Origin of the sequence: Halostagnicola larsenii XH-48, from assembly GCF_000517625.1 — an archaeon.
Classification (GTDB): domain Archaea; phylum Halobacteriota; class Halobacteria; order Halobacteriales; family Natrialbaceae; genus Halostagnicola; species Halostagnicola larsenii.
This window is the reverse complement of the sequence record NZ_CP007056.1, coordinates 337,601-349,719: the sequence shown is the minus strand read 5'-3', so window position 1 is coordinate 349,719 and position 12,119 is coordinate 337,601. Positions and strand designations below refer to the sequence as shown.

Here is a 12,119-nt window from a genome sequence, read left to right as displayed (position 1 = left end):
GATCAGTTCGTGTTCGGTAGTTGCTGGTCCGCAGAAAGGTACGATTCACAGACGCGTTCGACACCTTCCTCGAAGCCGATCCGGGGCTCCCAGTCGGTTTCCGCCTGAATCTTGGAGATGTCGGCGCAGGTGTGGTAGATGTAGTTCTCGAGCGGAACCGGCTCGTAGACCGGCTCGATATCCGTCCCGAGGTTTTCGTTGATCAGTTCCACTGTCTCGTTGAACGAGTAGGGCTCGCCGGTCCCGAGGTTGTACGCTCCCGCGAGTTCGTGGTCGGCGGCCGTCTCGAGGCCGTGAACGATGTCGTCGATGTGCGTAAAGTCTCGCGTCTGCGTGCCATCGCCCCACAACACGGGTGAATCACCGTTCGCGATGTCGTCGGTGAACTGCGAGACCGTATTCGCGTACGTTCCTTTATGTGCTTCGGCTCCGCCGTAGCCCTGATAGACGGAGAAAAACCGCATTCCCGCGAGCGTGAGTTCGTCGTAGAAGTTGTTGTAGTACTCGGCGTACCGTTCCCGTCCGAGCATCGACGCGTCGTAGCCCGTCGACGCCTCGATTTCGGTGTCCTCGGGCGTCGGCGACTGTCGGCTCCCGTAAATCGACGACGTCGAGGCGTAGACGACCGTCCGACAGCCGTCTGCCATCGCCTGCTCGACGACGTTGACGAAGCCATCGATGTTGACCTCGGCTCCCTCTCGAGGATTGTCCTCGAGCATTTGTCGACTCGAGAGCGCCGCGAGGTGAAAGACGACGTCGACGTCCGTCGGGAGGTCCTCGTCGCGGACGTCGGCCTCGACGTAGGTGACCCCCGCATCGAGGTTATCGGGTGTGCCGAGGTAGCTGTTGTCGATCGCGATGACCTCGTTGTCCTCGGCGAGCGTATTCGTGAGGTTCGACCCGATGAACCCCGTTGCACCCGTCACGAGTACGCGAGCATTCTGCATACGTGGCGGTTTCGCCGTCGTTTATATAGGGATATCGGAATACGAACGAATCGGATCGACACCACCGAAATCGAGACGCCACCGAGCGAGGACAGTTGCGTTGATCGGTCGGTGCGGTGGGAAGCGACGCAGGTGTGTGTCTGGCGAATATCCAGAAATACTTGTAAGTATATCCGGAACGTATGCGACAGTAGCTATGTACGATCAGATTCTCGTTCCCGTCGACGAGAGCGACCCCTCGTCTGCCGCACTCGATCACGCCCTCGAGATCGCTGCCGATCGGGGTAGCACCGTCTCGCTTCTGTACGTCGCGGACACGAACGAACCGAGCCAGACGCGACTCGGGACCGAAGTCGTCGACGTTCTCGAGGAAACGGGCGAAGAAGTTCTCGCGGACGCCCGCGACCGGGCAGCGGCGTACGACGTCACCGTCACGTCGAAACTCATTCAGGGCAATCCCCGCGAGGTGATCGTCCAGTATGCCCCGCGCATCGACGCCGATCTCATCGTGATGGGAACTCACGGTCGGGATGGTCTCGAGCGGTACGTCCTCGGAAGCGTTGCGGCGCACGTGGCTAACACGGCACCGATGCCCGTCTTGACGGTCTGCGGGACCGACGACGTGGAAACGACCTACCCCTACGAAACAATCCTCGTTCCAACCGACGGCAGCGATCACGCGAAGACGGCGCTACAACGCGCGGCGGCGATAGCCACGCAGACGAACGCGACGCTTTCGCTGCTGACCGTTCTCGAGGAGTCGACACTCGGCGTTGGCGACGACGCCGAGCGGCAGGCGGCGGCTGAGGAGTTGCTGGAGGAAGCCGCAGCGACGGCACGAACGGAGGGCGTCGAGGACGTCGTGACCGCCGTCGAGTCGGGATCGGTCGCTCGAGAGATCAGCGACTACGCGAACGCTGAGGGTGCGGATCTCATCGTGATGGGCACGCACGGTCGGCGGGGTATCGATCAGCACCTCCTCGGGAGCATCACGGAACGAGTCCTTCGGACTACCTCGATACCGGTCCTCACGCTCAATTGATACCGTTCGAGAACGATTCCACTCGCCGTTACAACCCGGTTACACGGGAGCATCATGTGGCTCTGTTGAAATCCAACCGGTGGACGCTAATTTCCGTGAGGAGAACATTCCGCTGTAAACGGTGGAGAGGATGTCACTCTCCTCTCTGAGACCAGACCGAATCGAAAGCGATGCCGAATACGAGACCGAGGGCAATCCCCATCGCCAACTCATCCATCGCGACACCGATGGCGACTCCGAGTCCGAGCCCAACTGCAATTCCCCCACCCGCATTCCTCTTCGAACCGTTATCTGCGGACATATGCCCGTACTTCATGATACCTGGTGATAAGTCTATTTCTACACCCGCCGATTGAATTCACCAGTCCTGGTACTTGTTGAGGATTGCAATAGAACCCGCTCAATAGAGTAAGAACGTCGATCGAAAAGCGATGCTCGATCCCTCCCGTTAGTCGGCCGCTCGGCGGTCAGTCGAGCGATCCCGGCGAGTCTTCCGAGAACCCCCACCGTTCGTCGGCCGCTGTCGGCGTTTCGTCTGCCGAGGTTTGCATGCTCCGATACAGATGGTCGAGGTGCTCTAGCGTGCGACGAACGTCGTAGCGTTCGACTGCCGTTCTGGTTTCTCGGTCCGTCTCGAGACAGCTCTCGATAGTATCGGCCATCTCCGCGATGTTCCCGTACTCGAAGCGGCTGCCGTTGTCGGGACCGATCGTCTGATCGAACGGCGGAACGTCGGCGGCGATGACCGGCGTGCCACAGGCATTGGCCTCGAGCGTCGAGAGCCCCAGGGTGTCTGCCGTCGAGGCCGTTACGAACGCATCGAGTGAGGAGTAAAACGTCGGCAACTCTTCGCGAGGGAGGAAATCTCGAAGTTCGACGTTGTCCGGTGCGTTCGCCTCGAGACGGGAGCGGTAGGGCCCTTCCCCGACGATGACGAACTCGTATTCGGGGAGCTTCCCGGCGACTCGAAGAATGTCGTCGACGTTTTTCTCCATGCTGAGTCGCCCGCTGTACCCGATTACGGGTTTGTCGACGGATGAATACCAGACTTCGTCCGTTGGCTGGAAGAACTCCATGTCGATCCCCACCGGAAGCTGGACGTGATTGACGGTGCGTTCGATCCTCGCCGTCGAGGCGGTTACGATTTCGAAGCTCTCGAGGAAGGAGTTCTCCAGCGGAACGTAACACTTCGAGAGTGCCTGTGCAACAGACTCGAATCTCACGTTCTGGTGGAAGTACTCCTCGAGCGGTGTGTGATGAGTGTAGATCGTCGGAATCTCGTGTTTACGCGCGTAGTATCGCCCTAGCATGCCAACTGGTGCGGGACCGTGACAGTGGACGATGTCGAGATCAGGTAGCGTCGACGGCCGCCTGAACAGGGGGATCCGATAGCCAGCATAGAAGGGGTTCGGCAGCGATCGAACCGGAACCTCGCGGTCGCCGGGGTCGTAGTCGCCATCCGGATAGACGACGTAGACCTCGTGTCCCATCTCCTCGAGTTTCTCGCGCCAGAGTTGTATCGTGTACGTTACGCCATCTATCTCGGGGAAATAGCTGTCCGTAAAGAATCCAATCTTCATTCAGACCACCCCCTCGTACAGCGACTGGTACTGATTCGCGACCGACTCGAGCGAGAACGCCTCGCTTCTGTCGGCGGCGTTCGATCCGAGCAGTTCTCTGCGTTCCGGGTCCTTGAGCCGTTCGAGGGCGTCGACGAACGCCGCCACGCCGGATCCGCCGGCCGACTGCGATACCTTCAGACAGTCCGTTCCGTCCTCGAGCCACGAGAAGGTCTCGATATCGCGGACAAGAACCGGTTTACCGGCAGTCATCGCCTCGAGCAGCGCAATCCCCTCGTTTTCTTCGTGGGTCGGGAAACAGAAGATGTCACCGGCTGCATATGCCCCGCGAATGTCGTCGATGTAGTCGGTGAACGTGCAGTTGTCTGGCGATCCCTCGATTAGCCGTGTCGTCTCTCGGCCCTTCAACGAGAGGTCCAACGGTCCGAACCACGCGAAGTCCAGCTCCGGCATTCGGCGAGCCAACTCGACGAACGTCTCGAGGCCTTTCCGTTTGATGACGTGGCCGACGAGAAAGACGACGGGCGGTTCGAGGTCGTACCGCTCGAGATACTCCGATCTGAGGGATTCGAACCCCTCGAGTTTCTGTCGGTCGACGCCGTTCGAAATCACTCGCGTCGGCGTATCAGTGTACTCCTCGATCACGCCCCGATTGTACTCGGAGGGACAGACCAGCGCATCGGCCAATCCGTAAGCCCACTCGAGATACGGTTTCAGGGGTTTGGCCAGTGCATTGGTAAACCGAAAACTGTCACCGAAGTCCTCGGCAGTGACGTGGGTATGTGCGACGACGGGGATGTCACGCGCTCGAGCGCGTTTCGCATACCAGACCGAGCGAGGCCCCATCAGGTTGCAGTGGAAGGCGTCGCCGTTGAGGGTCGGATCGGTCGAGTACCGCAGATCCAACCGATCCAGTATCTTCCGCTGGTGGGCGACCGACTCGCGGATGCCGCCGGTGACGTGATCCTCGAATTCGAAATAGTGGCTGATTTTCATTCCGGTCATAGTGATCCTCCCCGACCCCACCGACACGACCGGGCCGAATCGTTCGCTGTTTCGGGCACTCGAGCGCAACTGATTGTTACTCGACTTCGAGCCACGGTACCTCCATCAGCGGTGGAATGTGCGTTTCGATGTGATGTTCCCAGACCCCCTGCTCGCCGAACGCTTCGCCGTGGTCTGCGGTAACGACGACCGTTCCATCGAGTTCCGAGATGAGGTCGGCGACGGCCTCGAGGGCGATTCGGAGGTTCTCCTCGTACAGCTCCAGCGCGGCCTCTCGAGTACCGTTTCGCACCAGTTCCGTGGGGTCGAGTTCCAGCCAGAGGCCCGCTTTCTGTGCGAGCTCGCTATCCTCGAGTCGACTCTCGACTTTGGGCCGGATGGTGTCACCGAGCGACGAGAGCGCTCCCGATTCTTCTTCTTCATCCGAGTTCTCGGCTTCTTCCTGTCGTCGAATGCCCTTTTGGATCTGTTTGAGTTTCTGTCCTTTGCCCCGAGAGAGATACGGCGCGTGGGGCTGCATATAGTGCAGGACCGTCCGATCAGCCGCTTCAACGGCCGCCGAGTTGGTTCGGAACGCCTCTTCGAGACTTTCGGGCGGAACCGTTCCGAGGTCGTCGTCCCACCCAGTCTTCCAGACGTCGAAGACGTTGGTAATGTGATCCGTCGCCGACCACTCGTACTCACAACTCGCTCCCCACTTGAGTTCGTTCAGTGGGATCCCCAGATCGTTGATAAACGGATTTCCCGAAAAATATGCGATGTCGTGTTTACTGTCGAACGTCCGATACGCCCACTCCGGCGTCGACGAACCGGTACTCCAGCGTTTTTCTAGCGTCCCCTCGAGATACTCTTCGTACACCTCACTGAACACGTCGTATCGGCATGCATCCAACACGACGCAATAATCCCATTCAGACTCGAGGAACTGTTGATCCTCCATCGCTTGCGAGGCAGTTGCGAGCCAGCATACGTAATCTTATTGGTCTATGAATTGTCAATGAAAAAGAGAGATTTGGTCTATCTCACCGGTAATGGGCCGGAAACGGATGCGCTCGTAACTCGGTTACTCGAGATAACCGAGTTCGCGGAGCCGGTCTCGGGTTTCTTCGTCTGCCTCGGCTAACCCGTCGCCGTCCTCGGGATCCGCGTCGGATGGGTCGTCCCACGCGCCGCCTGCAGCTTTCTCGAAGCGTGAGAGTGCCCGTTCGGCCTCAGCGACTACGTTGTCTTCGTTCGGATCGATCGACGTTTCTTCGTCTGGATCGTCGTCGAGTCGGTACCCTTCGTCTGGAATCCGGTCGGCGCGAACGTACTTCGCGTCGGTGCTTCGGGCCGACCGCAACCGTGAGTACGCGCGGTGATCGTCGGGTAACTCAATGCCGCCGTCGCTCGCTTTCTCTTCGAGGTGGTGGAGTTCGATCACCGGCTGGGCGTACTCGACGAACGCGTAGTCGTCATCGCTTTCGAGGACGGCCTCCTGGCCAATGTCCGTCTCCCCGGAAGCGTCGAACGCCCGGTACTCGCTCGAGAGTAGCGATCGTGTCGAGTCGAAATCGCGAACATCGCCGTCGATGTCGGCCTCGACCGCGGTCGGGTCGACGTCTAGCGCGTCGAGGACTGTGTGATAACAGTCGAGTAATTCGACGAGGTACCCGTTCCGGTCGGCCTCGAGGTCGGGGTGTTTGACCATGAGCGGCACGTTGATGAGTTCGTCGTAGAGGGCGAACTCGTGTCCGTAGAGGTCGTGTTCGCCGTGGAGTTCGCCGTGGTCGGCAGCGACGACGACGGTCGTCTCCTCCCACTGGCCGGTTTCGCGAAGCCAGGCGAACAGTCGGCCGAGTTCGGCGTCCATGTGCGCGATCTCGGCGTCGTACAGCGATCGAATGTCTTCCCACTCCTCGTCGTCGATGTCGCGAGCGCCCGAATTGTACTCTTTGGAGTTCTGACAAACCTCGCTGGGGTCGACGCCCGGGGCGAACTCCTTGCGGTACTGCTCGGGCGGGTAGTACGGCAGGTGTGCGTCCATCAGGTTGACGAACGCGAACCAGCCCTGATCGCTGTCGCTCTCGTCGATGAACGATTTCGTCCGGTCGATGACCGTCGGGGTCTTCGAGTCGGATCCTTCGCCGCTCGCGAGTTTGGCGTGGGCCATCGCGCCGAGGTGGACGAGTTTCGACGCCAACTCGCGGAGGTACTCGTTGTCGTTGACGGACTGCCACGCGCTGGCTAACGGACCCGAGAGGACGTCTCCGGGAAGCACCTCGAAGAACGAGTCCTGGTGTTCGAACCCGTCGGTGAGGCCGGTGTACGGCGTTATCCAGGCGTTCGAGGAGTAACATGCCGTGTCGTAGCCGGTCGCCGACAGGATCGACGCGAGCGTCGGCGTCTCGTCGAGGTACGGGCTCCCCTGGTCGGCCCCGTGCTGGCTCGGATAGCGCCCGGTAAACAGCGAGGCGTGAACCGGAAGCGTCCACGGCGCGGGTGCAACGGCCGAGTCGAAAACGGTCGCCTCCTGTGCGAACCTCGAGAGCTCCGGCGTCGTCTCCCGTTCGTACCCGTACGGGCCGAGGTGGTCCTTCCGAACGGTATCCAACACGACGAAGAGGACGTTCGATCCAGACGTATTCTCCATTATCGGAGACGATTGGGCCTATCTAAATAAATCGATTGGAGACGAGATCACCGATGGCAAACTGCCCGCAGACGCCAACCAGACGTTTCAAGTTCACTAAGGATCGATACCAGGCATGGACGAGCGAAATAGGCGTGCACTCCTTATCGGCGGGATCGGGACGATTGCGGTCTTTGCCGTCCTGTTCTTTGCCGTCGGAGCGCGCAACATCATCGACTCGCTGCTCTCGGCGGATCCATTGTTGGTCGTCGCGACGTTCGCGCTCGCACTCTGCTGGCTTGCGGCTTGGGGATTGATGCTTCGGACGGTGCTCGCCTCGCTCGACGTCCACGTCTCGGTCAGTACGGCGTTTTTGGTCTACACCGGTGCCGTCTTCTCGAACAACGTTACGCCGTTCGGGCAGGCCGGCGGCGAACCCATTGCAGCGTTGCTGATCTCCGAGGCGTCGGATGCGCGCTACGAGACCGGTCTCGCCGGCATCGCGACCGTCGACGTACTCAACGTCGTTCCGTCGATCTCGCTCATCCTCGCGGGCATCGGCTACTATGCGACCACGACCGCCATCAATCAGCAACTCGAGAATACCGTCGCCTCCGCGGTCGTGCTGATCGGTGGCATCGTGGCCGTTATCGTTCTCCTGTGGCGATGGAGACACGTACTTGTCGATCGACTTCCGGGCCTCGTCGCACCACGACTCGGTCGCCTCGACCGTTTCGACGCAGACGCCCTCGAGAAAGACCTCAAAGAACGACTGGGTCGATTCTTCGCGAATATCGAGCGTGTGGGAACTGATCGATGGCGTCTCAGTTCCGCTGTTGGACTCTCACTGGTCGGCTGGCTTTTTCAGGTGGCCGCGCTGCTTGTGGCGTTCGAAGCGATCGGCTACGCCGTCTCACCGGCCGTTCTCCTGTTCGTGATTCCACTCGCGAACCTCGCCGGTGCGGCCCCGCTTCCTGGAGGGCTCGGCGGAATCGATGCGGCGTTCGTCACGCTACTCGTTCCGACCACCGGAATAGGGGCGTCGGCTATCACCGCCGCCGTTCTCATTTTCAGGGGTGCGATTTACTGGATGCCCGTGGTGATCGGCGGCATCTCAGTATCGAGGTTCGGGGTCCGAGCGTTCCGATGACCGCTCGAGAACGTCCGTCCGGACCACGAGAAGACCGATCGACGCGGTCCAGAGCACGATCGTTGCAACCGGCCCATGAACGCTGAGTCCGGGCCCGGCGGTCTCTGCCAGCGGGAACACCCAATCGATCCCTTTCGAAGACAGCGAGTCGATCGCGAGATGTGATCCGATGGCGAGGGCGACGGCGAGTGTGATCGACCGATCCCGCCGGAGGGCGTACACCACGATGACGATCGTAAGCGCGAACACTGGTGTGTGGGTGAGCCCGCGGTGAACGAACGGCCAGCCCCACGTAGCGGGAAACAGGAAATCGCCGTCGGGAACGAGGCCGAAGACGAGCCCGATTCGTGCGTCCGCGTCGGTGAACCCGCGAACGAGGGCGTACCCCACGAGAGCGTGGGTTGCGAACGCGATGGACAGAAACACGACGCGCTCACCTTCCATCGCCGGTCGGTTCGGACGGCGAATACACATACCTTGGGGTCGTCCTGTTGGTGCTTTCAGCTCAGCGTTTGTGGTGTATGACAGTACATCAGGGACACATGTCCGAATTCGATCAGCCTTTCGTAGCAACGTTTTCGGCGGTGAGAGTTGTTTTCTCACCCTTTCCGGCGACGAGAGCCGTCTTCGCGAACGTCTGGCCGAGAGGTAGTACGAGAAGTCGGCGACAGGTTCGCTTCGAGTCGCCGCGGCGCTCGCGTCGACTTAGTCCTCTTCTCCGCTGCCGGCTTTACTACCATCCTCACCACGTTTCTCGTGGTTTCGCCCCCATTTCATCACCGTCGAAATTGGGGTTTCGCGAGCCAGCTTTTCCAACCCAAGCACGGTGGCGTACACGCCGATTGCCGAGATGACGATCGAACCACCGGCGGCGATATCGTAAGCGTACGAGACCGTTACACCGATGATCACCGCGAACTCGCCGGCGAGTATCGCGAGTGCGATAGATTGTTTGAAACTCTGGGCGACCAGTGCCGCGGTCGCAACCGGTACGACGAGCATCGCCACGACCAAGATGACGCCCATGATCTGCATCGCACTCACGACGACGAACGCTGTGAGCACGACCATGAGTCGTTTGTAGCGTCGAACCCGAATCCTCGCTGCGCGGGCAGCCGTCGCGTCGAACGTGACGTATACCAGCGGACGGTACGCCAGCGAAACGACTCCGCCGACCAGCAAACTCATGAAGACCAGCAGTCCGGTATCCGCCTTCAAAACGGTCGCGAGGCTACCGAAGAGGTAGGCGTCGATCCCGACGGCGATCCCGCCGTCTGTCGCAGTGATGAGAATGCTCCCGATCGCGAATCCGCCGGTCAATACAATCGCCAATGACGTATCGCTGTACGTATCGGCGTATTCGATCAGCAACTCGACGAGCAACGCCGTGATGACCGCCACCACGAAGGCAGTGAGCAGCGGTGACAGCGACAGTGAAAACGTCGCATTGATGAACAGACCGACGGCGACACCCGCGAAGGCGGTGTGGGAGAGCGTATCCCCGATCATCGCCATCTCACGGTGGACGAGGAACGTTCCGACGATCGGTCCGATGATGGCGATACACACTGCAGCGAGGTAGGCTCGCTGCATGTAGGGGTATCCGAGCATCCGCACGCCCAGAATCTCCGCGAGACGGTCCATCATGGTGCCGTACGCGTCCTCGAGGAACCACTCGAAGACCCCGTACAGGAGGTCGAGTAACTGAATCGTGGCGACGGCGGATGTTCCGTCCACACCAAGTAGAGTATACCAATCGAGCATATCAGTGATCGTGCTGAATAACGTGCTGGTCTGACCCGTAGGCTTGCGCGAGAGCGTCCGTCTCAACGAATTCCTTCGGATCACCGTCGAAGTACAGCTTGCGGTTGAGACAGGCGATGTCCGTCACGTGCGTGGTGACGACGCCGATGTCGTGTTCGATGAGGACGATGGTGAGTCCGGTTGCATTCAGATCACTTAGAAGCGTGTAGAACGCTTCTCGCGACTCGGCATCGACGCCGACGGTCGGTTCGTCGAGAATCAGGAGGTCCGCTTCGGACGCCAGCGCGCGAGCGATGAACACGCGTTGTCGCTGTCCGCCGGAGAGCCGGCCGATGCGACGGGACGCGAGATCCGCGATCCCGACGCGTTCGAGCGCTTCGTCGATCGCCCGTCGATCCGCTCGCGAGAACCGGCCGAAGAGCCGACGAGGGTATCGTCCCATCGTGACGACCTCACGCACCGTTATCGGCATCTCCTGAGCTGTCTCTGTAGCATCCTGTGCGACGTACCCGATCTGCTCGCCCTCGTCGAACTCGTGAGCGCGGTCGCCGAAGAGAACCACTGATCCCGAGTCAGGACGTTTGATCCCGAGAACGAGTTCGATTAGCGTGCTTTTGCCGCTTCCGTTCGGCCCGACCAGTCCGAGGAACGCGCCTGGTTCGACGGTGAGCGACACGTCCTCGAGGACCGCTTGCTCGCCGTATCGAAAGGTGACCTCGTCGACGCTGACGATCGGTTCGGACGCTCGGCCGGACATCATCGCATCCCCTCGAGGTCGACGAACGCGCTCCCCGAGGCTGTGATCCACGTCGTCGTCCGGTAGGGAGCGGCCACGTCCGGCGGATAGATCGTACAGACCAGTCGCTCAGTCGGCCCGAGGACGACTGACAGTAGCTCGGATCGAGACGGATCGATCGGTCCCGGCGTTGGCGAACCCATCCGCTTCGGTTCGTAGTCGGTCGGTGACGAACCGGTCATCGTCCGTCGAGTACCTCCGTCAGCGTTTCGAGGTTGATCTTCTCCATGATATCGACGTACCCCCAGCCGTCGTCAGCCCACTCCTGTGTCTGGCCTGGTATCGGCGTCAGCGGGAGGATATCGGTCGCGTCCGTCTCCTCGACGAGTTGCTCGGCAGCCGTTTGCGATTCTAGCGGGTCGGCACAGACGTACTCGAGGTCGTGTTCTGCAATGATCTCCTGCGCTCGCTCGATATCCGCCGGGGTCGGCCGACTGTCGGGGGCCAGTCCCGTCAGCGTCTCGATCTCGAACTCGTAGCGGTGTCCGAGATACTGGTACGCGTTATGGCCGGCGACGAGTACGACGTCCCCCGATGCGTCCGTGAGCGTCGATTCGAACGTCTCGTCGAGTTCCTCGAGCCTGGCCCGGTACTCCTCGGCGTTTTCGACGTATGCATCCTCGTTGGCCCCGTCGACGGCGACGAACGCGTCGCGGATGGTCTCGACGGCCGTTCTTGCGCGTGCCGGATCGAGCCAGAAGTGTGGATCGTCGACGGTGTGATCGTGACCGTCCTCGGTGGTGGACTGAGTTGATTCGTGATCGTGGCCATCGCTTCCATGATCGTGCCCCTGGCCGACTTCGAGGTGGTCGACGTCCGCTCCGGCGGTGATGAACTGAACGTCGGCATCGTCGTCCTCGAGGGTTTCCACGAGGTCGTCTGCCCACGGCTGGAACCCCTCGGCCACACGAACGAACAGATCGGACTCGGATACCGTTCCCTGGATCTGCGGGCCTGGCTCCCACCCGTGGCCGTGCTGTCCGACCGGGACCAGCGTCTCTGCCGTCGCAGCGTCACCCGCGATGGCGTCCGCGAAGTCACCGACTACGAAAAACGACGTCTGGACGACTGTTTCCTCACTGTCGCTACCCGTCGGATTCGACAAGCATCCGCCGATCGCGCCGATGGCAGCAGCTCCCAACCCGATCTCCACGAATCGTCGCCGAGTCTGTTGTGGCATGCGTTATTAAGATTGAAGGAGAAAATAATAATCATTGTGGTTCT

General features: G+C 60.6%; 13 protein-coding genes. 2 read left to right on the top strand and 11 right to left on the bottom strand.

Translation table 11 applies throughout. From position 1 onward, the window contains the following. Nucleotides 1-2: 2 nt before the first annotated feature. Nucleotides 3-947, bottom strand: coding sequence for an NAD-dependent epimerase/dehydratase family protein (locus HALLA_RS15490; protein ID WP_049954396.1), 945 nt, complete (start codon nt 945-947; stop codon nt 3-5). Nucleotides 948-1,143: 196 nt separating this feature from the next. Here HALLA_RS15490 and HALLA_RS15485 point away from each other — a divergent pair, with 196 nt between their 5' ends. Next, complete coding sequence (locus tag HALLA_RS15485) at nt 1,144-1,989, top strand: universal stress protein (protein ID WP_049954395.1); 846 nt, start codon at nt 1,144-1,146, stop codon at nt 1,987-1,989. Nucleotides 1,990-2,122: 133 nt separating this feature from the next. Here the strand turns inward: HALLA_RS15485 and HALLA_RS21130 are convergent, their stop codons facing one another. The 5 genes from HALLA_RS21130 to HALLA_RS15460 all read right to left on the bottom strand — a co-directional run bounded on the left by HALLA_RS21130 (nt 2,123) and on the right by HALLA_RS15460 (nt 7,206). Beyond that, nucleotides 2,123-2,290, bottom strand: coding sequence for a hypothetical protein (locus tag HALLA_RS21130; protein WP_169732153.1), 168 nt, complete (start codon nt 2,288-2,290; stop codon nt 2,123-2,125). A 166-nt stretch (nt 2,291-2,456) separates the two neighbouring features. After that, nucleotides 2,457-3,569, bottom strand: a complete 1,113-nt coding sequence (locus HALLA_RS15475; protein ID WP_049954393.1) for a glycosyltransferase — start codon at nt 3,567-3,569, stop codon at nt 2,457-2,459. Continuing rightward, nucleotides 3,570-4,565: a glycosyltransferase family 4 protein gene (locus HALLA_RS15470; RefSeq protein ID WP_049954586.1), complete on the bottom strand. Its 996-nt coding sequence runs from the start codon at nt 4,563-4,565 to the stop codon at nt 3,570-3,572. Between the two features lie 85 nt (nt 4,566-4,650). Beyond that, entirely contained in the window at nt 4,651-5,514 is an 864-nt protein-coding gene (locus tag HALLA_RS15465) for a hypothetical protein (protein WP_049954392.1), read from the bottom strand. Between the two features lie 123 nt (nt 5,515-5,637). Then, a complete protein-coding gene (locus HALLA_RS15460) occupies nt 5,638-7,206 on the bottom strand; it encodes a sulfatase (protein WP_049954391.1) in 1,569 nt (522 codons plus the stop codon). A gap of 115 nt (nt 7,207-7,321) precedes the next feature. Here HALLA_RS15460 and HALLA_RS15455 point away from each other — a divergent pair, with 115 nt between their 5' ends. Next, complete coding sequence (locus HALLA_RS15455; protein ID WP_049954390.1) at nt 7,322-8,335, top strand: lysylphosphatidylglycerol synthase transmembrane domain-containing protein; 1,014 nt, start codon at nt 7,322-7,324, stop codon at nt 8,333-8,335. Here the strand turns inward: HALLA_RS15455 and HALLA_RS15450 are convergent. From HALLA_RS15450 to HALLA_RS15430, 5 genes are all read right to left on the bottom strand, one after another. Beyond that, complete coding sequence (locus HALLA_RS15450) at nt 8,300-8,779, bottom strand: metal-dependent hydrolase (RefSeq protein ID WP_049954389.1); 480 nt, start codon at nt 8,777-8,779, stop codon at nt 8,300-8,302. The genes HALLA_RS15455 and HALLA_RS15450 overlap by 36 nt on opposite strands. Before the next feature lie 261 nt (nt 8,780-9,040). Continuing rightward, the gene (locus HALLA_RS15445; RefSeq protein WP_084569062.1) at nt 9,041-10,099 is read right to left on the bottom strand and encodes a metal ABC transporter permease; all 1,059 of its coding nucleotides are present in this window, start codon (nt 10,097-10,099) and stop codon (nt 9,041-9,043) included. Nucleotide 10,100: 1 nt separating this feature from the next. After that, entirely contained in the window at nt 10,101-10,859 is a 759-nt protein-coding gene (locus HALLA_RS15440) for a metal ABC transporter ATP-binding protein (protein ID WP_049954388.1), read from the bottom strand. Next, nucleotides 10,856-11,077, bottom strand: coding sequence for a DUF7511 domain-containing protein (locus tag HALLA_RS15435; protein WP_049954387.1), 222 nt, complete (start codon nt 11,075-11,077; stop codon nt 10,856-10,858). Before HALLA_RS15435 ends, HALLA_RS15440 begins: the two co-directional genes overlap by 4 nt. Further along, entirely contained in the window at nt 11,074-12,075 is a 1,002-nt protein-coding gene (locus tag HALLA_RS15430) for a metal ABC transporter substrate-binding protein (RefSeq protein WP_049954386.1), read from the bottom strand. The genes HALLA_RS15435 and HALLA_RS15430 overlap by 4 nt, the downstream gene beginning before the upstream one ends. Between the last annotated feature and the right edge of the window lie 44 nt (nt 12,076-12,119).